General features: G+C 67.9%; 20 protein-coding genes. 9 read left to right on the top strand and 11 right to left on the bottom strand.

The window, feature by feature from the left end:
- Positions 1–2: 2 nt before the first annotated feature.
- Positions 3–398 (bottom strand): hypothetical protein, encoded by a 396-nt coding sequence (locus tag ACFTS5_RS08855; protein WP_378629045.1) that lies wholly within the window; start codon positions 396–398, stop codon positions 3–5.
- A 227-nt stretch (positions 399–625) separates the two neighbouring features.
- Between ACFTS5_RS08855 and ACFTS5_RS08850 the strand changes: the two genes are divergently transcribed.
- The 3 genes from ACFTS5_RS08850 to ACFTS5_RS08840 all read left to right on the top strand — a co-directional run bounded on the left by ACFTS5_RS08850 (position 626) and on the right by ACFTS5_RS08840 (position 4,826).
- Positions 626–2,104, top strand: coding sequence for a PfkB family carbohydrate kinase (locus ACFTS5_RS08850; RefSeq protein WP_378629043.1), 1,479 nt, complete (start codon positions 626–628; stop codon positions 2,102–2,104).
- 80 nt (positions 2,105–2,184) lie between these two features.
- Positions 2,185–2,871 (top strand): GTP cyclohydrolase II RibA, encoded by a 687-nt coding sequence (gene ribA, locus ACFTS5_RS08845; protein ID WP_378629040.1) that lies wholly within the window; start codon positions 2,185–2,187, stop codon positions 2,869–2,871.
- Positions 2,872–3,002: 131 nt separating this feature from the next.
- Positions 3,003–4,826, top strand: coding sequence for an AMP-dependent synthetase/ligase (locus ACFTS5_RS08840; protein WP_378629038.1), 1,824 nt, complete (start codon positions 3,003–3,005; stop codon positions 4,824–4,826).
- Positions 4,827–4,880: 54 nt separating this feature from the next.
- Here the strand turns inward: ACFTS5_RS08840 and ACFTS5_RS08835 are convergent, their stop codons facing one another.
- Together ACFTS5_RS08835 and ACFTS5_RS08830 are read right to left on the bottom strand one after the other, a co-directional pair.
- Positions 4,881–5,408: a YbhB/YbcL family Raf kinase inhibitor-like protein gene (locus ACFTS5_RS08835; RefSeq protein ID WP_378629035.1), complete on the bottom strand. Its 528-nt coding sequence runs from the start codon at positions 5,406–5,408 to the stop codon at positions 4,881–4,883.
- 21 nt (positions 5,409–5,429) lie between these two features.
- Positions 5,430–6,791, bottom strand: a complete 1,362-nt coding sequence (locus tag ACFTS5_RS08830) for a M20/M25/M40 family metallo-hydrolase (RefSeq protein WP_378629033.1) — start codon at positions 6,789–6,791, stop codon at positions 5,430–5,432.
- Positions 6,792–6,932: 141 nt separating this feature from the next.
- Between ACFTS5_RS08830 and ACFTS5_RS08825 the strand changes: the two genes are divergently transcribed.
- A complete protein-coding gene (locus ACFTS5_RS08825) occupies positions 6,933–7,889 on the top strand; it encodes an endonuclease/exonuclease/phosphatase family protein (RefSeq protein ID WP_378629030.1) in 957 nt (318 codons plus the stop codon).
- 88 nt (positions 7,890–7,977) lie between these two features.
- Here the strand turns inward: ACFTS5_RS08825 and ACFTS5_RS08820 are convergent, their stop codons facing one another.
- Entirely contained in the window at positions 7,978–8,703 is a 726-nt protein-coding gene (locus ACFTS5_RS08820; protein ID WP_378629027.1) for a helix-turn-helix domain-containing protein, read from the bottom strand.
- 254 nt (positions 8,704–8,957) lie between these two features.
- On the opposite strand from ACFTS5_RS08820, the gene ACFTS5_RS08815 reads away from it, so the two are divergent.
- Together ACFTS5_RS08815 and ACFTS5_RS08810 are read left to right on the top strand one after the other, a co-directional pair.
- On the top strand, positions 8,958–9,776 hold the full coding sequence (locus ACFTS5_RS08815) for an alpha/beta fold hydrolase (RefSeq protein WP_378629025.1): 819 nt from the start codon (positions 8,958–8,960) through the stop codon (positions 9,774–9,776).
- A gap of 50 nt (positions 9,777–9,826) precedes the next feature.
- Positions 9,827–10,234, top strand: coding sequence for a hypothetical protein (locus ACFTS5_RS08810; protein WP_378629022.1), 408 nt, complete (start codon positions 9,827–9,829; stop codon positions 10,232–10,234).
- 71 nt (positions 10,235–10,305) lie between these two features.
- Here the strand turns inward: ACFTS5_RS08810 and ACFTS5_RS08805 are convergent, their stop codons facing one another.
- On the bottom strand, positions 10,306–10,917 hold the full coding sequence (locus ACFTS5_RS08805; RefSeq protein ID WP_378629020.1) for a TetR/AcrR family transcriptional regulator: 612 nt from the start codon (positions 10,915–10,917) through the stop codon (positions 10,306–10,308).
- A 64-nt stretch (positions 10,918–10,981) separates the two neighbouring features.
- On the opposite strand from ACFTS5_RS08805, the gene ACFTS5_RS08800 reads away from it, so the two are divergent.
- The 3 genes from ACFTS5_RS08800 (at position 10,982) to ACFTS5_RS08790 (ending at position 14,043) form a co-directional block, all read left to right on the top strand.
- The gene (locus ACFTS5_RS08800; protein ID WP_378629018.1) at positions 10,982–11,830 is read left to right on the top strand and encodes an alpha/beta fold hydrolase; all 849 of its coding nucleotides are present in this window, start codon (positions 10,982–10,984) and stop codon (positions 11,828–11,830) included.
- Between the two features lie 79 nt (positions 11,831–11,909).
- Positions 11,910–13,094 carry an NAD(P)/FAD-dependent oxidoreductase gene (locus ACFTS5_RS08795; protein WP_378629016.1) on the top strand — a complete coding sequence of 395 codons (1,185 nt, stop codon included), beginning with the start codon at positions 11,910–11,912 and terminating at the stop codon, positions 13,092–13,094.
- Between the two features lie 10 nt (positions 13,095–13,104).
- Positions 13,105–14,043 carry a sigma-70 family RNA polymerase sigma factor gene (locus ACFTS5_RS08790; RefSeq protein WP_378629014.1) on the top strand — a complete coding sequence of 313 codons (939 nt, stop codon included), beginning with the start codon at positions 13,105–13,107 and terminating at the stop codon, positions 14,041–14,043.
- A gap of 9 nt (positions 14,044–14,052) precedes the next feature.
- On the opposite strand, the gene ACFTS5_RS08785 is transcribed toward ACFTS5_RS08790, so the two are convergent.
- From ACFTS5_RS08785 to ACFTS5_RS08760, 6 genes are all read right to left on the bottom strand, one after another.
- Positions 14,053–14,670: a class I SAM-dependent methyltransferase gene (locus ACFTS5_RS08785; RefSeq protein WP_378629013.1), complete on the bottom strand. Its 618-nt coding sequence runs from the start codon at positions 14,668–14,670 to the stop codon at positions 14,053–14,055.
- 45 nt (positions 14,671–14,715) lie between these two features.
- A complete protein-coding gene (locus ACFTS5_RS08780) occupies positions 14,716–15,792 on the bottom strand; it encodes a metallophosphoesterase (protein ID WP_378629011.1) in 1,077 nt (358 codons plus the stop codon).
- A gap of 142 nt (positions 15,793–15,934) precedes the next feature.
- Entirely contained in the window at positions 15,935–17,161 is a 1,227-nt protein-coding gene (locus ACFTS5_RS08775; RefSeq protein WP_378629008.1) for a hypothetical protein, read from the bottom strand.
- 136 nt (positions 17,162–17,297) lie between these two features.
- Entirely contained in the window at positions 17,298–18,056 is a 759-nt protein-coding gene (locus tag ACFTS5_RS08770; protein ID WP_378629007.1) for an HAD family hydrolase, read from the bottom strand.
- Positions 18,053–20,455 (bottom strand): glycoside hydrolase family 65 protein, encoded by a 2,403-nt coding sequence (locus ACFTS5_RS08765; protein ID WP_378629998.1) that lies wholly within the window; start codon positions 20,453–20,455, stop codon positions 18,053–18,055. Before ACFTS5_RS08765 ends, ACFTS5_RS08770 begins: the two co-directional genes overlap by 4 nt.
- Before the next feature lie 85 nt (positions 20,456–20,540).
- Entirely contained in the window at positions 20,541–22,019 is a 1,479-nt protein-coding gene (locus ACFTS5_RS08760) for a sugar porter family MFS transporter (RefSeq protein ID WP_378629005.1), read from the bottom strand.
- Positions 22,020–22,124 lie beyond the last annotated feature (105 nt).

Raw genomic sequence — 22,124 nt, 5'->3', positions numbered from 1 at the left:
TCTCAGCCGTAGTTAGCCTGGGGCGCCCGGTCGTCGTGCATCGGTCGCGCCGGGCGTAGCCGGGACAGTTGCGCCGGTGGATCGTGCAACGACTCCCCTGCTGCCGCGTTGTCGCCGTCCCGGCGAGTATCGATGCGCTTGGCGAGCTTGATCAGAGCCTGCTGCCAGATGATGCCGAGCAGGTCGGCGCGGGCACTGATCTCGGCGTGCGCGAGCCGGTCGTGCACGGCGGCGAGATCGCTGACGAGTTCGTCGAGCTCCATGCCCGCCCAGGCCTGCTCACGGGTCAGGGTGTACTCGGGCAACCAGCTCAATCGCCAACCGCCGGTGTCGGTTCGCTGGGCGAATTCCGGCGTGCGGTCGCTGCGTAACGTGTCGTCGGTGCCTTGAATAACCATCGCGGACCTGCCTTCCCCGGCGGGGCGCTGCGCCCTCCCCGAGCGTCTGGCGGGGCATCCACTCCCCGTAATCCAGTGTGGCATTTGCCAATTGTCTTGGTCAATTGCCATTGTTAGGAGGTAATTGCCGGATTTCGGGCGTGGCAAACCCGGCATTGTGGCGATCGCAGTGCGGCGTCCGCCCCGATCGGGTGCGCGCCGGCCTCGACAAGTGGACGGGAGGCAGCATGCCGATGGTTCCCCAGGACGCCCGTGTCGCCGCGATCCGCAGCATCCTGGCCAGGCTGGGCAAGTACGCGGGCTTGAACGCAGAACGCCTGCGCCACACCGAGATCGACGCTGCGCCGCTGCTAGAGCTGCTGTCGGTGCGCCGGCACGCCCGGCGTACCGGGGCCAGTGTCGAGGCCTCGATCCTGCCTGTGGTGCGCGAGGTCACGCAGTGGCTGGCGCCGACGGACCGGCTGATCGTGGACGCGGCACTCTCGCTCGGGCTGTTCCGCGACCGCTCCGGCGTGGGTGTCGATGTCGAACGCCTGTATGCAGACAACCTCGGGGAACGTCGAGAGGCCTTGACCGAGCAGTGGATCGCGCTGCACACCCTGCTCGACGTCGACCCCGTACCCGAGGCACCCACCGTCAAACGGTTGCGTACGGTCTCCGAACACAACGCCTTCACCGCGCTCGCCGGGCTGCTCGCCACCGATTCCGGCTATCCCATGGCCGGACCCTCCGTCACCCAACCCACCGCCGTGCCCGCGCAACGCGGTGTCGTCACGGTCTTCGGTGACGCCGTCATCGATCACCTCTACCGGGTCGACTCCTTCCCCGCCGCCGACAACGCGGCCAGCGGCAGCTTTACCGGCCACCCCGGCGGCAAAGGGCTGAACCGGGCGGTCGCGGCAGCCCGTCTCGGCATCGGCGTGCATCTGGTCTGTGCTGTCGGCGGCGACGAATACGGCCGTCGCATCCTCGAATTCATCGAATCCGAACGCGTCCACCTCGACCTGGTCAAGGTCGTCCCGTTCGCGACGTCGCTGGTCACCGCCGTGGTGATCACCCCCAACGGGGAGAGCCGCATCATCGGCTGCCGTGACAATCGCGTCCAGCTCCAGGACGAAGACCTCCACCGTCCCGAACTCCGCGCCGCCCTGGAAGCCTCGGATGCGGTGATCCTGAGTTTCGAACCGCCACCTTCGGTGATCGAGCAGGTGCTGTCGATGGTGTCGCAGATGCGACCCAAACCACCCGTTATCGTATGTCCGACACCGGCCATGCCGGTGCCGCAGAGCCTGTATCGACATCTGGGCGCGGTCGACTATCTCGTCGGCGCCGCCGCGGATCTCGACGCGCTGCTGCCCGATGTATCTGCCGAGTCCGCCGCCGATATCGCCCGGCTGTTGCGTGGCCTCGGAGTCGGTACCGTGTGCACGGTCGAGAACTTCCGGTGTGTGGTCGCCTCCGACACGATCGAGACAGTCATCGACCATTTCCCGCAGGTACTCAAGGCCTCGGTCGGCGCCGCCGCCGCCTTCACCGGTGCGCTGGCCTATCGTCTCGTCAATTCCGGAACTCCGCTCACCGCAGCTGATTTCGTGTGGGCGACCGCGGCGATGATTCCGACCCAGAATCTGGGTGCGGTGGCGGTGTCGATGCCGAGTGTCGAGGAGATCGACCGCATCGTGCGCCTGTACGCGCCCCCGGCCTGATCCGGGGGTAAGGTCGCGACATTCAGCTCACGCCTGTCCGGCATCGGCGCCTTGTCGCCCTGTCCACGCACGGAGGATCGTTGACCATTCTGTCGTTCGGCGGTGCCAGAACCGGGGAACCCGGTGCCGATACCGCACACCGACTGGGTCGCCAGGGCAAGCAGCTACCGATTCGGGTGATCGAGATCCCGGGCCGCGACGACGGCGGTCACCTTTTCCTCTTCGGCGAGCCCCGCGACGGCTGCCTCGTGCGGGTGCACTCGCGCTGCCTCTACGGCGAAGGCCTCGGCTCCGACGACTGCGACTGCGGTGGGGAGCTCACCGAGTCGATGGACCGCATCCAGGCCGAGGGCGCCGGTGTGCTCGTCTACCTCGAACAGGAAGGTCGCGGGGCGGGCTTGATCTGGAAGGCCCGCGGCTATCGGGAGAGCGAACAGTCCGGTACCGACACCTTCGACAGCTATCGGCGCCTCGGCCTCGACGCCGACACCCGCCGCTACGACGCCGCCGCGCACGCTCTGCGCGACCTCGAACTCACCCGGGTCCGGCTGCTCACCAACAACCCCGACAAGTGCCGGGCGTTGACCGAGGCCGGGATCACCGTCGAGCCCATCGCCCTCACCATCGCCCTGCACTCCCCGCGTGGCAGGCAGTACCTGCAGGCCAAACGACGCCACCGTCAGCACACCATCCCCGCCGATCCACTCGCCGACGAGCAGCGATCGCAGCGGGCGCGGTCGTGGTGGCGACCACGAGGTCGCCGGTAACCCCCCTCGCAATCCCGTATGTCCGGTTACGATAAGTGAGCCACGCCACTGTTGCCGCCCCTGTCTCGAGACAACGAGGCAGTTTCGCTCGCATTGGCTCGGCGTCCGGCTCGGCCTATGGGAACAGGGATATGACAGACATCGGTTTCGCGCACGCATCCGGGGTCACGGTGCACACCGTGCCCGCCGCCTTCCAGCAGACCGCCGCGTTGCGGCCCGACCAGATCGCCTTGCGCACGGTCGGTGGCACCCAGGAGATCACCTGGGCCGAATATGCGACGAGGGTGCGCGCACTGGCCGCCGGGTTGGCGAAACTCGGTGTGCGTCACGGTGACGCGGTCGGCATCATGCTCACCAACCGGCCCGAGTTCAACCTGATCGACACTGCCGCCCTGCACCTGGGCGCCATCCCGTTCTCGGTGTACAACACCAGCTCCACCGAACAGATCGCGCACGTGTTCGCCAACGCGGGCAACAAGGTCGTCATCACCGAGCAGGCGTTCCTCGACACGATCCGCGCCGCGGGCGCCGAGATCGAGCACACCGTCATCGTCGACGGCACCGCCGAGGGCACCGTCACGTTGGCCGAGCTCGAATCCGATCCGGCACCGGACTTCGATTTCGACGCGGCCTGGCAAGCGGTCCAGCCCGGCGACCTGGCCACCCTGATCTATACCTCCGGCACCACCGGCCCGTCCAAGGGCGTCGAGCTCACCCAGAGCAATGTGATCGCCCAGGTCGTCGGCCTGGTCTCGGGTCCGCTGCCGGTCGGTTTCGACGACCGCGCGGTGTCGTATCTGCCCGCCGCGCACGTCGCCGACCGCATCTCCGCGCATGCGATGAGCCTGCTCACCGGCATCCAGATCACCACCGTCACCGATCCGCGCGAGATCGCCGCCGCCCTGCCCGATGCCCGCCCCACGGTGTTCTTCGGTGTGCCCCGGGTGTGGCAGAAGATCAAGGCCGGCATCGAGAACAAACTCGCGGTCGAGCCGAGCCCGGTCAAGAAGGCACTGGCCAACTGGGCGATCGGTGTCGGCGTCGCACAGGCCAGGGCGAAACTGGCCGGTGAGAACTCGCTGGTGCTGGGCGTGCAGCACAAGATCGCCGACACCCTCGTGCTGTCGAAGCTGCGCGAAGCGCTCGGGTTCGCCGAGCTGAAGGTCGCCGCGTCCGGTGCCGCTCCGGTGCCGCCGGAGACCCTCGAATACTTCCTCGGCCTGGGCTTCGCGGTCAGCGAGGTGTGGGGGATGTCGGAAACCGCGGGCGTGGGCACCTACACCGAGATCGACAAGCCGCGCCCCGGCTCGGTCGGACGCGTCATGGACGGTGTGGAGCTGCGCCTCGACGCCGACGGTGAGGTCCTCATCCGTGGCCCGATCATCACCCCCGGCTACCGCAACATGCCCGACAAAACCGCCGAGGCGATCGACGACGCGGGCTGGCTGCACACCGGCGACATCGGCACCCTCGACGCCGACGGCTACCTGCGCATCGTGGATCGCAAGAAGGAACTGATCATCAGCGAAGCGGGCAAGAACATCGCCCCCTCCAATATCGAGAACGCGATGAAGGCGGCCTCGTCGATGATCGGCCAGGCCGTCGCGATCGGCGAGGCCCGCGCCTACATCACCGCCCTGATCATGCTCGACCCCGACGTCGCGGCGTTGCGCGCCAAGGACTTCGGCGCCACCGACGCCACCCACGCGGAACTGGCCCGGCGCAAGGAGATCGTCGACGAGGTCAGGGAAGCGGTACTCGCGGGCAACCGCAAGCTCTCGCGGGTGGAGCAGATCAAGCGTTTCGTGATCGTCGAGAACCTGTGGGAGCCCGGTGGTGACGAGCTGACCCCGAAGATGTCGCTCAAGCGGACCCCGATCTCGAACAAGTACGCCGAGACCATCGCCGAGCTCTACGCCGCGACCCCGCCCGAGTATGTCGTCAACGTGAAGTAGTTGCGAAAACGGCGGTGGCCCTGGAAGTCTCAGGGCCACCGCCGTTGTACGTTCTCAGTTCTGTTCGTAGGTCCCGATCAGGGTTGCCCTGGCCAGGGTGTGGAAGAACAGGTTGAACCCCAGGTAGGCGGGCGTGGCGTCGGGCCCGACCTCGAGTTCGGGCACGTCGACGGCATGCACGACCACGAAATACCGGTGTGGACCGTGGCCTTTCGGCGGTCCCGCACCGACGAAGCCGGGAAAACCACCGTCGTTGCGCAAGCTCACCGCACCGGCGGGCAGGCTCCCGCCTTCGCTGCCCGCACCGGCATCGAGGGTGGTGACCGATGCCGGAATGTTGGCCACGGCCCAGTGCCAGAACCCCGACGCGGTCGGTGCGTCGGGGTCGTACACCGTCACCGCGAAACTCTGCGTGCCCTCGGGGAATCCGGACCAGCTCAGCTGCGGCGAGATGTCCTTGCCGCCGGCACCGAACACTCCCGACACCTGATCGTTGGCCAAGGGCTGACCATCGGTGATGTCGGCGGAGGTAACGGTGAACGAGGGCACCTGCGGCAACGCGTCATACGGGTTGTAAGTCATCGAGGACCTTTCGGGTCGAGGTCAGCTGTGCAGAAGGAAGTGTTCCAGCACCCGGGTGCCGAATTCCAGTGATGCCACCGGTACCCGCTCGTCCACCCCGTGGAACAGGGCGGTGAAGTCCAGCTCGGGAGGCAGCTGCAACGGGGCGAAACCGAAGCAGCGAATCCCCAAGCGGGCGAACGCTTTCGCGTCGGTGCCGCCCGAGAGCATGTAGGGCACGGTGCGGCCCTGGGCGTCGTGGGCCAGGACCGCGTCGTTCATGGCGTCGACGAGGTGGCCGTCGAAGGTGGTCTCGTAGGAGTCGAGTTTGGTGATCCATTCCCGCTCCACGTCGGGTCCGATCAGCTCGTCGACCTCGCGTTCGAACGCCGCCTGCCGTCCCGGCACCACCCGGCAGTCGACCACGGCCTCCGCGGTCTGGGGGATGACGTTGGCTTTGTACCCGGCCTGCAGCATCGTCGGATTCGCGGTATCGCGCAGGGTGGCGCCGATGATGCGCGAGATGGTGCCCAGCTTGGCCAGCTGACCTTCGATATCGGGCCCGTGCGGGTCGAAGGCCAGCCCGCTCTCCTCGCTGACCGCGGCGAGGAACTCGGCCACCGAGTCCGACAGCACCACCGGGAAGGTATGGCGGCCCAGGCGCGCGACGGCTTCGGCGAGGATGGTGACGGCGTTGTCCTCGTGCAGGAACGAGCCGTGCCCGGCGCGGGCCTTGGCACGCAACCGCATCCAGCCCAGGCCCTTCTCCGCGGTCTCCACCAGGTAGAGCCTGCGTTCGGTGCCGTCGGGGCGGGGCACGGTCAGCGAGAACCCGCCGACCTCACCGACGGCCTCGGTGACACCGTCGAACAGGTCGGGCCGGTGCTCCACCAGCCACTGCGAGCCCCATTTGCCGCCGTTCTCCTCGTCGGCCAGGAACGCGAACACCAGATCGCGCGGCGGTACCGTGCCCTCGGCTTTGAACTGGCGGGCCAGCGCCAGCGTCATCCCGACCATGTCCTTCATGTCGATCGCGCCGCGCCCCCACACGTAGCCGTCGCGCACCGCGCCCGAGAACGGGTGCACGCTCCAGTCGGCGGCCTCGGCGGGCACCACGTCGAGGTGCCCGTGGATCATCAGCGCCCCGCGGCTGGAATCGGCGCCCTTCAACCGCGCGAACACGTTCCCGCGCCCGGGCGCACCGGATTCGACGTATTCGGTCTCGTAGCCGACCTCGTGCAACTGCGTTGCCACCCACTCGGCGCATTGCCGCTCGCCCTTGGTGGTGGACAGCTCGCCGGTGTTGGAGGTGTCGAACTGGATCAGCTTGCTGACCAGCTCCACCACCTCGTCTTCCGCGCGGGACCGCTTGTTCGAACCAGAATTCTCGCCAGATGCCGACACGTCCCCTTTCCTACCACCATTCGCGCACCCGTCGCGCCATCTGCCGCCCTCAGCACCGTTGCGCCGCTGCTCGCGCCCCGGACTCGGCGTGAGCAGAACTACGAATTCGCCTGTGTCCAGGTGGCGTGCTTGGCTGATGTGATGAGAGCGCAGGTTGTCCGAGTCGGTGTCCGCGTGCTGGCCGGTGCCGCGACGACGATCGGCGCCGCCGGGGTCGCCTTGCATTTCACCCGCTGGCCGCTGGAGCCGCTCGTGCTCGCGGCTTCGGGGGCGCCCTATCTGATGGCCGGTGCGGTGCTCGGCGTCGCCGGTTTCGCGGCGACCAGGCAGTGGATCGCGACCGGTGTGGCGGTGGTGGTGGCGGGTGCGGGGATCGCGACCCAGGCGCCGCTGTATGTCGCGCACAACGGTGGTCCAGGGCAGCCGATCGTGGCGATGCAGGCCAATCTGCTCTTCGACGGTGCCGATCCGCGGGCACTCGTCGACCAGGTGCGTGCGCACGACATCGCCGTTCTGACCGTCAACGAACTCACCCGCGCGGCCGTGGCCAGCTTGTCGCAGGCCGGCCTCGACGAGCTGCTGCCCCACCGTTACCTCGCACCGGGCCAGACTGCCAGCGGTACCGGTATCTGGAGCCGGTTCCCGTTGTCGGACACTGTCGAATACGACGGCTACGTCCTCAATCAGATCTCGGCCACCGCAGCGGTCCCCGACCTCGGCCCGGTCGCGATCTATGCCTTCCACCCCGTCCCGCCCGTTTACGACACCGGTGTCTGGGCCGACGAGCTCGCCCGCTTGCACGAGATCCTGCGCCGATCCCCCACCGATCGGCCTGTGATCGCCGGCGGCGATTTCAACGCCACCTACGACCATGCCCGCTTCCGCGCCCTGGCGTCGGGGCGTTTCGCCGACGCGGCGGTTCAAGCCGGCGCGGGTCACCTGGTCACCTACCCGACCGACAAGGCCGTCCCGCCGCTGGTGGGCATCGACCATTTCCTGCTCGCGAACGCCCGCGCAACCAGCGTCGAAACCGTCGCCGTTCCCGGCGCCGATCACCGCGCGCTGGTGGCGCGGATAGTCCTCACAGCCCAGGGTTAGACCCCGGTATTCGGCTGTTGCAGAACGTATTTCGGCGAACCGGAGACGACCCGGCGGCCGGCAGGCGATGCACGGGGTCGCGCGATCGCTACTCGCGTTCGGCGCTGCGTTCGGCCAGGCGCACTCGCCACTGCTCCATGGCCTGGCGCAGTGCCGCGCCGACGATGGCGACGAACTCGGCGGATTGTTCGAAGCGGGCGCCGGCCGGGGTGTCGGGGCCGAGGATCTCGACGCCGCGCCGGGTCATGGCCGATAACGAGTTCTGCATCTGCACCGAGGCGACGAGGTTACGCAGCCAGATGTCGTCGTCGACGAAGTAGCGTTCGCGCCGTTCGCCGGGGACCAGTTCTCGGCGCAGCATGCCCTGCTGTTCGAGGAAAGCGACCGCGTTGGAGATCGAGGCCGGGCTCACGCGCAGGCGCGCGACCAGCTCGGCGGCGGTGAGCGCCCCGGAGTCGGTGATCTGCAGGCAGGCAAGCACTCTGGCTTCCATCCGGGGCAGACCCTGTTCGATGAGCAGAGCGGTGAACGATTCGGTGAAGTCGGCGACCGCGCGAGGATCGCGCCCGTAGCCACCGTCGGGAATCGGTGGCGGGGCGGGGTCGGCCTGCTTGTGACGGCGGGCGCGCTGCTGGGTGGCGGCCTGCGCGCGTTCGGCCCGGTAGTCGTCGGGGCCGCCGTTGCGGGTGACTTCGCGCATGATCGTCGAGGCGGGCCGTCCGAGCGTGCGCCCGATCTCGGCGTAGCCGAGTCCGTCCGCGAGCCCCGCGGCGATGTGCTGACGGTCCGTGTCGGTGAGTCTGCCTCCGGGCATCGCTGCTGGTCACCTCTCTGTCGACCGGTACGTAGCGGGTGGCCCGCACCACGCCCAGTATGCATTCACCTTCATTCCATTGCAAAGCGCAACGCAAGAACCCATTGCATTCACGCTCATTGTCATTGCACTATCGACGACTAATCGTTATCTACCACGCATTTTCACCACAATTGACCGTTGACAGATGAGTGAACGCAATCTATCTTTTAGTAATCAGTAAATACCGAACACAGCAACGCAAGGACATGACAATGACTTCCTCGAACCCCACCAGCGTCGTCGCCCCCTGGACCGGCATGGTGAGCATCGACGACACCGAACTGGCCGTCACCGACACCGGCGGCACCGGAACCCCGGTGGTCTACCTCAACGGCCAGTTCGCCACCCAGGGCTACTGGCGCCGGGTCATCGCCGACCTCGGCCCCGGCTACCGCCACATCACCTTCGACGAGCGGGCCCGCGGCAAGTCGAAGAAGTCGGCCGACTACTCCTTCGACACCTGCGTGCGCGACATCGACGCGATCCTCGCGGCCAGGGGTGTCACCGACAAGCCGATCCTGGTCGGCTGGTCCTACGGGGCCTACCTCGGGGCGCACTGGACCAGCCGCAACCCGGCCGGTGCGCTCGGCGCGGTCCTCGTCGACGGCGCGTTCCCCTACGACTGGCTCGACGAGGCGATGGAGCTGCGCATCCGCACGCTGTTCAAGCGTTTGAGCTGGGTGCTGCCGCTGGCTCGCCCGACCGGGCTGGCGCCCCGCTTGACCGCACAGCAGCAGGCCGACAGCAATATCGAGATCGGCAAACTCTCCAGCGTCAACGCGCTGGGCCCGGTGCTCGATGCCATCACCGACCCGGTGCGGTACGTGGTCGCTTCGGGAACGTCGTTCGGCAGCCGTGGCGACGAGCAGGAGAAGATCCGCGCCGGCCTCGACGCGGCGCTCGATCGCAACCCCAACATCCGCATCAGCGCCAAGGTCGCCAGCAACCACGGTGCGATCCTGCGCAAGGACTTCCGCGCCATCGCCGACGCCGTCCGTGAGGTCGAGACGATCTCCTCGGCCGCCCGCTGACTCAGCACCGATCCCCTTCCCCCACCACAGAACCCCAGGAGATGACCACCATGTCTGTCACCCTCACCACCCAGGAAAAGGCCACTGTGCGGACCGCCGCGTACGGGGCGGTCTCCCTGCTCGCCGCCGCGGGCGGGGCTACCGGCAAGCCGCACAAGATCGCCACCACCGGCACCATCGCGCTGTCGTCGGCGACCGGTGTGGTCGGGCACGTCCTGGCCGAGAAGTCCGGCCGCATCGCCCTGAGCGGCTCCTCGGTCGCCGAACTCGCCGATCAGGTATTGCCCGCCCTCACCGCGGCGATGAGCCTGCTCGGCCGGCACGACCCGCTGGAGGCCGAGAACTTCCGCAACACCATCGCCGTCGCCCTCGACACCGCCCAGCTCTACCAGACCCGGCCCAACCCGACGATGGTCGACATGACCCACAAGATCACCGGAGCACTCGACGCCGCGTGATGAGATACCCACTCGCGCAACCACAGCCGTGTCACAGGGCCCGTGACACGGTTACGTGGTCTGGCGGGTGATCACCGATCGACGACAGCGATCTCGCACGCGGCGAGCACCATATCCACCCGTGCCGCCATCGCCCGACCGGCCGCACGCAACGGTTCGGCCGAACGGAGTGTGCGGCCCAGAATGAATGCCCCTTCCAGTGCGGACAGCATCGCCAGGATCAGCTCGCGTGCCGCGCCTTCCCTGACGCCGCGTTCGACGAAATACCGTGTGCCCTGCTCGATCCAGTCCAGCACGACCTCTGCGGCCACCTCCCGCAAGACCGGTTCGCTGTCGGCGATCTCGCCCGCGACGGTGCCGACGGGACACATGTTCATCCACCCCGAATCCTCGAGTGTGCGCGCGGCGTCGTCGAACGCGGCGGGCACGGCCACCCGCAGATCCTCGTGCGGGTCCATCAGCAGCGGTAGCAGCTGGATATAGGCCGCGCCGGTGCTGCGCAACGCCTCGGCCGCGATCTGCACTTTGCCCTGCGGAAAGTGGTGGTAGAGCGACCCCATCGGCGCCTCGGCGGCGGCGGTGATCTGTTTGACGGTGATCGCGCTGTACCCGTGGACACGCATCAATTCCGCGACCGCGCCCACCAGTCGCTCGCGGGTACTCGTTGACATCTGCTCGCTCACTCCACCAGACTAGAGCAAACACGCTAGAGCGAACGCTCTAGCGCGGAGCGCAAGGGAGGATGTCATGGCGACCGTCGAACTCGATGCGGGCCGGATCCACTACCGCGAACGCGGCGAAGGACCCCCGGTGGTCCTGCTGCACGGGCTGTTGATGAACCACACGGTCTGGGACTCGGTCCTCGACCACCTGCCCACCGGCTTCCGCTACGTCCTGCCCGACCTACCGCTGGGCGCCCACCCCGAGCCCCTGCGCCCGGGCACCGACCTGAGCTTGCGCGGCCTCAACCAGCTCGTCGCCGACTTCCTCGCCGCACTGGACCTGCACGATGTCACCCTCGTGCACTCCGACTGGGGCGGGGCCCTGTTCCTCACCGCCTACGGCCTCGACGAACGGGTCGGGCGCTTGATCATCTTCCCCAGCGAAGCCTTCGACAACTTCCCGCCCGGCCTCCCGGGCAAAACCGCCACGCTCGCCTCAGCCCTGCCCGGCGGCATCAGCCTGGCCCTGCGTCAGATGCGCATCGGCTGGCTGCGCCGCAGCCCCGTGATGTTCGGCTGGATGGCGAAAACTCCCCTCCCCGACGCCCTGGTCCACGCCTGGACCGAACCGGGCCTGCGCGACCCCCGTATCCGCGCCGACCTGCTCGCCTACACCCGTGCCGGCTTCGACAAACGCGAACTCGTCACCAATACCGAAGCCCTGCAACACTTCTCCGGCGAAACCCTCATTCTGTGGTCGTCCGCGGGCAAAGTCATGCCCCGCTCCCACGGCCCCCGCCTGGCCGCCCTGATCCCGCGGTCGCGCCTGGTCGAAATCGACGATGCCTATGTCTTGTCGATGCTCGACCAACCCACTGCCGTCGCCACCGCGATCACCGAATTCCTCGCGACCTCACGTGCCACCCGCGCGTGACCCACATCACTGATTGATCCTGTCAGGATTTCGTCGGCTGTCTCGTTCAGATGGCACGCGAACCAGACAGGAGCCAATCATGAAGCACCGCATCGTCGTCCTCGGGGCCGGATACGCCGGGGCCTTCTCCGCCGGGGTACTGGCCCGCCGACTCCATTCCGACGACTTCGAGATCACCGTCGTCAACGCTGAACCCGATTTCACCGAGCGGCTGCGCAATCATCAACTCGCCGCCGGGCAGAATCTGCGCCACCTGCCGCTGGCGGAGATGTTCGCGGGCACCGGCATCCGGCTTCGGGTAGCGCGGGTGCGCGGCGTCGATGTCGACCACCGGACGGTCACGATTGCCGACGGCGACGACATCGACAGGCTCGAATACGACACCCTGCTCTACTCGCTCGGCAGTACCGCCGACATCCACGGCGTCGCCGGGGCCGCCGAGCACGCCTTCCACGTGGCGTCTCGCCCGGCCGCGCTGCGCCTGCGCGCCCGCCTGACCGAGCTGGGCGCGGACGGAAAGGTCCTGGTGGTCGGCGGCAACCTGACCGCGATCGAGGCCGCCACCGAGATCGCCGAATCCCATCCAGGGCTTCAGGTCGGCCTGGCCACCCGCGGCGAACTCGGCGGGTGGCTGGGCAGCAAAGCCCGCCGCCACCTGTTCGACGCCTTCGACCGGCTCGGGATCACCGTCCACGAGAACACCACCATCACCCGTGTCGACGCGGCGGGCGCGGTGGCCGCCGACGGCGCCGCTTTCCCCGCGCAGGCGACGGTGTGGGCAGCCGGGTTCGCCGTGCCTGCGATCGCCGCGACCAGCGGTCTCGCGGTGCAACCCAACGGCCAGATCACCGTCGACCGGCAGATGCGGTCGGTCTCGCACCCGGATGTCTACGTCGCCGGTGACAGTGCCTTCGTCATCGGCGACAACGGTTTACCGTTGCCGATGTCGTGCGCGTCCGCGGGATTCACCAGCATGCAGGCCACGGCCACGATCGTCGGGGACCGGACCGGGCGCAAGATCTCGACGACCTCACTGTCGTATGTGGGCAACCACATCAGCCTCGGCCGCAAGGACGGGATCTTCCAGGTGGTCGACGGTGACGCGCGATCGAAGTCGTGGGCCCTGCGCGGGCGAGCGGCCGCCCGCGTCAAAGCGGTGATCCTCGGGGTCAACCCGTGGAGTCTGAGCCATCCCACCTTCGGCATGCCCAGCCGCCGCTACCGCGCGGTCACCGATCGACCCCACGCCGTGGTCGCGACCTAGAGTCGTGCTCATGGACACTGCCACCGTGGCGCGTTTCGAGGCCAGCCGCAACCGGCTGGCCTCGATCGCCTACCGTCTGCTCGGTTCGGCCGCCGACGCCGAGGACACGGTCCAGGACGCGTTCCTGCGGTGGCAGGCCGCCGACCGCGACTACGTCGAGGTGCCGGAGGCGTGGCTGACCAAGATCGTCACCAATCTGGCGCTGGACCGGCTCCGCTCGGCCAAGGCGCGCCACGAGCGTGCGGTCGGCGCCTGGATGCCCGAACCGCTGCTCGACGGCGACCCGATGCTCGGGCCCGCCGACACCGTCGAGCAGCGTGAATCGGTGACCCTGGCGGTGCTGACGCTCATGGAACGGTTGTCGCCCACCGAACGTGCCGTGTACGTGCTGCACGAGGCCTTCTCATACCGGCATGCCGAGATCGCCGGCATCCTCGACATCACCGTGTCGGCGAGTCAGCAACACCTCCACCGTGCGCGTGGGCGGATCACCGTCGCGCGCACCACCATCGACATCGATCACGGCTTCGCCCGCCGGGTCGTCCAGGCGTTCATCGAGGCCGCCACCTCGGGTCGCACCGATCGGCTGGTCGCGCTGCTGACCGATGACGCGACCGGCATCTCCGACGGCGTCGGCGGCCTGGCCGCGAAGCTGATCCGCTACGCGAGCCCGCAACGCCTGGCCACCGCGGTGCGGGCCGGTTTCACACCGAGTCCGGCCAAGCGACGCCTCGCCGGTGGCTCACCATCGATCTACGCCGTCGTGGCCAACGGCTGCCCGGCCGTGCTCGTCACACTCGGCGATCGAGTCCTCGGCGTCGCGATCCTGGAGATGCGCGCGGACAAGATCGCCGGCATGCGCAGCATCGCCGCACCGCACCGGCTGGGACGTCTCGCCGCCGAATGGCAGCGGCGCGAGCATGACGCCCCGCTGGTCCGATCGTGGTGATCGGCCGTTTCAGGAAGAACGCGCGACGCCGAGGGACAACGCAGCCCATGCTTTCGGCGCACCCGGCTGGTAGAACCGGTCGAGTTCGGTGACCTCGAAACCCGCTTGGGTGATCAGTCCCGCGATGTCGCGCGAGAGGTGACAGCCGCCGGCGATCTTCTGCTGGATCGGGTCGAGGCGATGCTGCCAGGTCTGCACCGATTCCTCCGGTGCGAGTCCGTGTTCGACGAAGTGCAAGGTGCCACCGGGCCGCAGGACCCGGCCGATCTCGGCGAGTGCCGCCGCGATGTCGGGGATGGTGCACAGGGTGAAGGTGGACAGGGCGGTATCGAAGGTGGCGTCGGGAAACGGCAGCGACTGGCCGTCCAGGCCCGCGCGTTCGATCGGGGTCGAGCTGCCCGCGACACGTTTCGCGGCGATCTTCCACGCGGTGTCGGCGGGCTCGACCCCGCTGACCCGCTCGACCGCGGCCGGATAGAACCCGATGTTGTTGCCCGACCCGAATCCGACTTCGAGCACCGCGCCGTGTAGCCCGGCGCAGGTTCGCTCGCGCAGCGGCCCGTTCTGGGCGACGCCGCAGACTTTGTCGGTGATGTGCGGGAGAATCCGGTCGGTGTAGAAGCCCATCCACCGATCATCCTCCCGCCACCGCGCTTTCTACACCGGTGGCGCTCAGCCGAGTCGTCGGTCGAAGACCTCGGTGCTCGCGCCCGAGGCCGGATCGACAGTGAGCACTGTGAGGTTCGCCGAGTCCGCGGTGAGGTCCAAGACCATGAAACCCAGTTCGTGCTGGGTTTCGAACAGCGCGCTGTGCGCGCCGCTCGTCAGCCGCGGCTGACCGCCCGCGGTCTTGCCCGCGGCACCCGACACGATCTGGCGGGTGCCCTTGGTCGCCGGGGTGGGTTCGAGCACCTGCAGGGTGTGGTCGTGGCCCGACAGCAGAAACGACACTTTGCCCAGCACGTGGTCTTCGAAGAAGCGCTTGGCGTGCACGCCGTTGATCGGTTCGACCGGCAGGCCCTCGTAGTTGCCCGCGTCGCCGTGCGGGCCGTTGCTGATGTAGGCCTGATGGGTGCAGGCGATCTTCCACGGCGCGGTGGACTCCGCGAGTGCGGTGTCGAGCCAGGCGCGCTGTTCGTTCATGTACGGCCCGTCGACGGCCCAGTACGGGTCGAGGAACGGCGGGATGTAGGCCGCGAGGGGGTTGATGTCGAGCACGAAGAACTCCACGACCGGGTTCTGTTCGGGCACGCGCACCGAGTAGTAGCGGCTCGGCATCCACCAGCGCTGTGACTTCGCGTGGTAGGCCACCTCGAAGTTGCCGCGTGCCAGCCAGCCGCCGTCACCGGGGAACACCGAGCTGGTGTCGTGATTTCCGAGCACCATGGCCCACGGAATGTCCAGTCCCGCATTGGGATTCTCGAATTTGGTGGCGAACTGTTCGTCGTCGGGCCCGTTGGGTCCGGTGTCGTAGATGTTGTCGCCCAGACCCACCGCGAGTGAGAACGGCCGGCGTGCGTGGAATTCGCGTGCCGCGTCGGCGACCGCCCACTGGGTGCGGGTTCCGGTGCCCGCGTCACCGGTGACCAGCACCCGCACGTTACGCCCGGCCTGCGGGGTGAACTTGGGCACTTCGGCAGGCACCGCCGCGGCGGGGGTGAGCCCCACCAGCGACAGGCCCGCGACGACGCCGGCGGCGCCTGCCAGAACTTCACGACGGCCGATTCCGGACGAGAACTGATCGTGCATGGTCACCTTCTGGGTAATGGCTTCTGTTGGACAACTGACCTGATCGAAGCACACTGACATGATCGCGACGCCGCCGCAGCCTAACGGGCGCGGCCGCGGATCGTTCGTCAGCCGCGCGCATGTCGGCGAAGCGAAGCCCCGACTACACCGCGCACATCGATTGGATGACACCGCGCACGATCGGCGCGCCGTAGTCGGTCGGTGCGAACACCAGTTTCTGCACGATCGACAGCGGCGTGGTGACCGTCTCGGTGATGCCGGCGAACCCGGCGATGGTGGTGCCCGCCGAGAACAGCAAGCTGGTGATGTCGAGGGTCAGCGTCGCGAGATCGAAGGCATTCTCGACCTGGACCTGCGCCAACGGCACCGTATCGAGGGCCTTGCCTTCGGTCAGGTCGGCGCCGAAGTTGGCCAGGAAGGTCAGCGGGCCCAGGTCGAGGGCCTCGACCAGCGGGCCGAGGTCGTCGGCGCGACGCATCAGCATCACCTTGGCGACCCGGTTGCTCGCCAGGAATTCCTGGAGGGCGTCGGCGGCCTGGTGCATCGCGACCCGGTCCACCGCCACGGCGCCACTGTCGAGGAAGGCGCGTGCGCGCTCCACGACGGTGGCTAGGGTCAGTTCCGCGACGGGCGTGCAGGTGCCGTCGGCATTCATGACCAGTGCGGCCAGATCCTCGATGGGCTGGGGAACCTGCACGGGTTCGATGACGGCGTCGCCGAGTTCGAGCGGCGGGTACACGTTCGGCGCCACGCAGCCGGCGTCGATCGAGTCCTGCACCGCGCGGGCCAGCGCCTTGGTTCCGGTGAACATCGCGCCGACCACCGGCTCGAGGAACATGCCGACGGTGGGCACCATGCCCGCGACGAGCTTGGCCGGGATCTTGACGATGCCGGTCGCCAGGATGAACACCTCGATGGCGTCGTTGACGGTCAGCTGCGAGACCGACACCGTCTCGTCGATGCGCCCGGTGCGCACCGCGTCCAGACCGTTGACCAGGTAGGTGACGATCGGATCGTCGAGTTCGGCGGGCTGCACGCCGACCTGTTCCGGGCGCAGCGGCAACCCGTCGCGGTGCACCCGCAGTGCGGCGATCCCGGCCCGGAAATCGGCGACCTGCTGGTCGTAGGCGAGCACCTGCGCGGGCCCGACGGTGCCGCGCAACACCGAGGCGGCGGCGGTCACCACGTCGTCGAAAGTCGGTGCGCCGCTAGCGCACACGGCGGTGGCATCGCTGATCGGCGTCGTGGCCAGGGTCGGGGAAACCTCGGCCGCTGCGGTGCCGGGCGCGAGCATCATGCCCGCGACAAGGGTCAAGGCGGTGAGGGAGCCGACGCAGGGCGCGGCACGGCGAGGCAAGGGCATTCGCATGCGCGGTGATCTCCGACCAGGGGGGTGACAGGGTGAATCGTTCGATCCGAACCTATTGCCGCCTGGTTTCCGAAACAGTCCCGTTCACATGAACACTTGCCCAATTTGGACGCTCGTTCAGTTTAAGTCGAGTAACTCAGATCTCCTCCGCCGCGGCAGACCTGCGCCGACCCCTGTGGTCTTCGAGCAGATCCGCCAGGTCGCTGACAACGACGTCGGCACCGGCGGCTACCAACGCCGAGGCGCCGGTCCCCCGGTCGACCCCGATCACCCGGAATCCGCCCCGGTGCCCCGCTTCGACCCCCGACACCGCGTCCTCGATCACCACCGTGCGTACCGGATCCACGCCCAAACCCCGTGCGGCCGTGAGGAACATGTCGGGCGCCGGTTTGCTCGCGAGGCGCTCGTCGTGGGCGACCACACCGTCGATCACCACCGTGAACCTGCCCAGCAGCCCGGCGGTGTCGAGCACGAGCACCGCATTACGTGAGCTCGACACCACCGCCATCGGGACACCCGCGGCCGCGAGCGCCTCGACCAGGCGCAACGACCCGTCGAACACCTCGACACCGTCACCACGGATGATCTCGGTGAAACCGACGTTCTTGCGGTTGCCCAACCCGTGCACCGTCCGCGCGTCGGGTGGATCATCGAGCTCACCGTCGGGCACGCTCACGCCCCGCGACGCGAGCACCGACCGCACGCCCGCCGCGCGCGCTTTGCCGTCCACCAGTGCGAAGTAGTCGGCATCGGTGTAAGGGGCGGCTGCCGGCGCGACGGCGGGCAGGAACTCGGTGAACAGCGCCGACCACGCCCGCCGATGCACCGCCGCGGTGTCGGTGAGGACGCCGTCGAGATCGAACAGCACTGCCTGCGCATCGAAGACGCCCGTCATGGCGCCCCGACCTCGGCCACGACACCGGGTTCGAGTGTCACCGGCCGACCCCACACGGTGATCTCCACCGATGGCCCCGCACCGACCAGCTCGAAGCGCGCGTCCCGGTGCCCCAGATCGGCTCGCACCGACCGGCCCCGCCAGTGCACCGCGAACCGTAACCGCTGCCAGGACGCCGGAAGCGCGGGTGCGAAACGCAATCCGCCGGCGTCGGCGCGCAACCCGCCGAAGCCGTGCGTCGCGACCTGCCAGGTGCCCGCCGCCGACGCGATGTGGATTCCCTCTTCGGTATTGCCCTGGTTGTCGTCGAGATCGACGAACGCCGACCGCTCGAAATACCTTTCCGCCGTGCGGGAATCGCCTACCTGCAACCCCACGATCGCATGGATCGATGGGCTGATCGAGGACTTGTGCATCGTGCGCTGCTCATAGAACTCATAGTTCAGCCGCCGGGTGGCCGGCGAATATTCGTCGGGCAGCATGTGCAGCAGCATCACCACATCGGGCTGTTTGAGCAGCGAGGTGGTCTCGCAGTCGAAAGGGCTGTAGCCGACCGGAAGTCGCGGCATCCCGTTGTCGTCCCAGTCGACGATGGGCACCACCGTACGATCGAAATAGCCGTCGAATTGTTCGATGACACCGCAGTCGGGATCGATCGGCGCCCGCAGCCGGTCCGCGGTGGCGAGCCACTGGGCCGGCTCACCCGCGTCCAGCCCGATCGAGGCCATGAGCTCGTGGACACGCTCGGGCCGTTCCCGCGACATCCGTTCGTACACCGCCGCCGCCTGCTGAAGATGCCAGTGCACCAGCCTGTTCGTGTACGCGTTGTTGTCGACGTGGGAGTGGAACTCGTCCGGCCCCATCGCCGTCCGGAGGGCGAGCCGATCACCGTCCTCGACGCACCGCTGCACCCAGAATCGGGCGGTCTCGAACAGGATCTCGGCGCCTTCCCCGAACAGGTAGTCGTCATCGCCGGTGACGGCGGCGTAGCGCATGATCGCGTAGGCGATATCGGCGGTGATGTGCAGTTCTTCTTCGCGCGTGTAGAAACGGTCTTTCCCGTCCGGGGTGTATCGCGGACATTCCTCGCGGCCGGTATCGGCCGATTCCCACGGATAGCGCGCGCCGCCGGTTCCGTTGTCGGCGGCGACTTCCCGTGCCCCGGGCAGGGTGTGGTGCCGGTAGCCCAGCAGCGCGCGGGCAGCGCGGGGCTGGGTGAACAGGAAGAACGGCAGCAGCATCACCTCCGTATCCCAGAAGACATGCCCGCGATAGCCTTCGCCGGACAGCGCTTTCGCGCCGATGCTCACAGTCGGATCGTGGGGGTTCGCGGCGATGAGCAGGTGATAGATCGCGAACCGCAGCGCCTGGGTCACCCGATCGTCGCCGACCACTTCGCAATCGGCGCCGGCCCACAGCTCATCCCACGCTGCCCGGTTGGCCGCTGCGGCGGTATCGAACGAGTCTGCGCGCGCGACGGTGTCGAGTGCGCGCGCCCGAGGTGGGTACACCGCTCGGTAGTCGCGGCTGGTGGCGATACCGACGAGCTTGTCCACCCGCACGGTTTCGTCTGCGCGCACCTCGCAATGCCATTGCACCTCGATGCCGTCGTGGCGGACCCGCTGGTGACGCTGCCCGCTGTCGGCGGAGCAGGTGAAGGCGTAGGCCAGGTCGACCCCGCTGTCGATGGTGCGGCTTTCGATGACACCGACCTCACCGTCGAATCCCGCACCGACCGACACCAGGTGCGTGGACTTGGCCCACTTGTCCCACTTGCGTTCGTAGCCGAATGCCGTCTGTTCGTGGTAGTTCGGCAACCGTTCGAGGTTGCGCCGGTTCGCGTCGATACCGGTTCGCACCGTGACCGCCCCCGCGTGGTCCAGGCACGTCACTTCGATCCGCAGACAGCACAGATTCCGGTCGGCGGTGCTTGCGAACCGCTCGGTCCGCAGCCTGACCCGCGCGCCGCCGGTCAGCCGGAACACGGTGTCGCGGTGCAGGACTCCGCTGCGCAGATCCAGTGCACGACGGTGCTCGACCACCTGCGCGGATTCGGTGTCCAGGCGCAGACCGTCGACGAAGACCTCGCTGTCGAGCCAGTCCGGTGCGTTCACCAGATCGATGACCGGGGAGTCGTAGGCGTCGTAGACACCGGCGATGAACGTGCCCGGCAAAGCCCCTGTGTGCCGTTCCTCGAGCGATCCACGGGTTCCGAGGCGCCCGTTGCCGATGGTGAACATCGTCTCGAAGTAGTTGGCGCGCTGCGGGTTCCAAGCATCCTCGACCACCGTCCACGAGGTGGTCTCGCTCGTGTGGGTCCGGGCGTTGACAGTCTCACCGCCGCGGACCGCGCGCGATGCCCGGTTCGTCTGCGCCGGGTAGCCGTAGGCCGAATGCATCACACAGCCTTCCTCGTCGAAGGGTGATCGATGACCGCACTGCGATGGTGACGACGTGGTCGAGCCGGTGGAAACTCGGGCAGGGTCAGGCGCTGGCGATGGGCCGTTCGTAGCCGGCGGCCTCGTCCATGTCCTCGAGCGACATCCCCTTGGTCTCGGGCACGAACTTGGCGACGAAGCCCAGCGACAGCAGCGCGAACACCGCGTACATCCCGTAGGCGAAGCCGAGCGAGAAGGTTTTCAGGCTGGGGAACGAGACGGTGATCGCCCAGTTCGCCGCCCACTGGCCTGCCGCCGCGAGCGACAGCGCGGCGCCACGGATCCGGTTGGGGAACATCTCCCCGAGCAGCACCCACACCACCGGGCCCCAGCTCATGCCGAAGAAGACGACGAACAGGTTGGCCGCGACCAGCGCGATCGGGCCGAGCGCACCGGTCAGGTGTGGCTCCATGACGCCTTCGGCGTCGGGCACCTGGTCGGCGCCGCCGAAGCAGATCGCCATCGTGGCCAGCGTGACGGTCATGCCGATCGAGCCGGTCAGCAGCAACGGTTTGCGGCCCACCTTGTCGATGAGCATGATCGCGACGATCGTGGTGGCGATATTGACCACCGAGGTGAACACGCTGATCTGGAACGACTGGGATTCCTCGAAGCCGACGGCCTCCCACAGCACATTCGAGTAGTAGAAGATCACGTTGATGCCCACCGCCTGCTGGAACACCGACAGCATCAGCCCCACCCACACGACGGGATAGAGCCCGCCCGCCGGTCGGCGCAGGTCCTTCCAGGACGGCTTGGTATCGCTGCGCAGGCTCTCCTCGATCCGGCCGATGGTGAGCTCGAGGTTCTTCTCACCGAACAGCATCGACAGCACGCGCCGCGCCTCGGGGATCTTGTGCGTGGCGACCAGGTAGCGCGGCGACTCCGGGATCGTGGAGGCCAATACGCCGTATACCACCGCAGGCACCACCATGGACAAGAACATCCAGCGCCAGGCTTCGAGCCCGAACCACAGGATCTCGCTCGCGCCACCCGCGAGGTGGGCGAGCACGTAGTCCACCAGCAGTGCCAGGAAGATGCCGAGCACGATCGCCAGCTGTTGCAGCGATCCGAGCCTGCCGCGGATCCGCGCGGGCGAGGTCTCGGCGATGTAGGCGGGGGCGATGACCGAAGCCACACCGACACCGAGACCACCGATCACCCGGCCCACGACCAGGATCCACACATCGGGCGCGAAAGCAGTGACCACCGCGCTGATGAAGAACAGGACCGCGGCGATCCTCATCACCTTGAGCCTGCCGATACGGTCGGCGATCCGGCCCGCGGTCATGGCGCCCGCGGCGGCGCCGAGCAGCGCCGAGGCCACAGCGAAGCCGAGAACGGCATCGGCGACATCGAATTCGGATTGGATCGCCGAGACAGCCCCGTTGATCACAGCACTGTCGAAACCGAACAACAATCCACCCAGCGCCGCGACGGACGCGATCCGGATCACGCGGCTGCCCGAGGCCGGCTCGCCATCGGGGAGAGCGGACCGGTCGGTGAAGGAGCCTCCATCATGCATCGGCGTCGTCCTCTCCACGGCGGGCAGCAGTGCCTCGCGAGTAGCGGCGTGAGACCACAGTCTGCCCCGAACAAGGTGCCATCTGCAGGAATTGACGATAGCGAG

The sequence above is a fragment of the Nocardia sp. NPDC056952 genome (assembly GCF_042674185.1).
GTDB lineage: Bacteria > Actinomycetota > Actinomycetes > Mycobacteriales > Mycobacteriaceae > Nocardia.
The sequence above is the reverse complement of the archived record's forward strand: the minus strand, read 5'-3'. Positions and strand labels throughout refer to the sequence as shown.

Bases quoted from the DNA above. Each gene is read 5' to 3' on its own strand.
- ACFTS5_RS08785 (WP_378629013.1), bottom strand. From the start codon at position 14,670: ATGGGCTTCTACACCGACCGGATTCTCCCGCACATCACCGACAAAGTC.
- ACFTS5_RS08790 (WP_378629014.1), top strand. From the start codon at position 13,105: ATGGACACTGCCACCGTGGCGCGTTTCGAGGCCAGCCGCAACCGGCTG.
- ACFTS5_RS08760 (WP_378629005.1), bottom strand. From the start codon at position 22,019: ATGCATGATGGAGGCTCCTTCACCGACCGGTCCGCTCTCCCCGATGGC.
- ACFTS5_RS08850 (WP_378629043.1), top strand. From the start codon at position 626: ATGCCGATGGTTCCCCAGGACGCCCGTGTCGCCGCGATCCGCAGCATC.
- ACFTS5_RS08825 (WP_378629030.1), top strand. From the start codon at position 6,933: ATGAGAGCGCAGGTTGTCCGAGTCGGTGTCCGCGTGCTGGCCGGTGCC.
- ACFTS5_RS08810 (WP_378629022.1), top strand. From the start codon at position 9,827: ATGTCTGTCACCCTCACCACCCAGGAAAAGGCCACTGTGCGGACCGCC.
- ACFTS5_RS08815 (WP_378629025.1), top strand. From the start codon at position 8,958: ATGACTTCCTCGAACCCCACCAGCGTCGTCGCCCCCTGGACCGGCATG.
- ACFTS5_RS08835 (WP_378629035.1), bottom strand. From the start codon at position 5,408: ATGACTTACAACCCGTATGACGCGTTGCCGCAGGTGCCCTCGTTCACC.
- ACFTS5_RS08780 (WP_378629011.1), bottom strand. From the start codon at position 15,792: ATGCACGATCAGTTCTCGTCCGGAATCGGCCGTCGTGAAGTTCTGGCA.
- ACFTS5_RS08795 (WP_378629016.1), top strand. From the start codon at position 11,910: ATGAAGCACCGCATCGTCGTCCTCGGGGCCGGATACGCCGGGGCCTTC.
- ACFTS5_RS08775 (WP_378629008.1), bottom strand. From the start codon at position 17,161: ATGCGAATGCCCTTGCCTCGCCGTGCCGCGCCCTGCGTCGGCTCCCTC.
- ACFTS5_RS08770 (WP_378629007.1), bottom strand. From the start codon at position 18,056: ATGACGGGCGTCTTCGATGCGCAGGCAGTGCTGTTCGATCTCGACGGC.
- ACFTS5_RS08840 (WP_378629038.1), top strand. From the start codon at position 3,003: ATGACAGACATCGGTTTCGCGCACGCATCCGGGGTCACGGTGCACACC.
- ACFTS5_RS08855 (WP_378629045.1), bottom strand. From the start codon at position 398: ATGGTTATTCAAGGCACCGACGACACGTTACGCAGCGACCGCACGCCG.
- ACFTS5_RS08820 (WP_378629027.1), bottom strand. From the start codon at position 8,703: ATGCCCGGAGGCAGACTCACCGACACGGACCGTCAGCACATCGCCGCG.
- ACFTS5_RS08765 (WP_378629998.1), bottom strand. From the start codon at position 20,455: ATGCATTCGGCCTACGGCTACCCGGCGCAGACGAACCGGGCATCGCGC.
- ACFTS5_RS08800 (WP_378629018.1), top strand. From the start codon at position 10,982: ATGGCGACCGTCGAACTCGATGCGGGCCGGATCCACTACCGCGAACGC.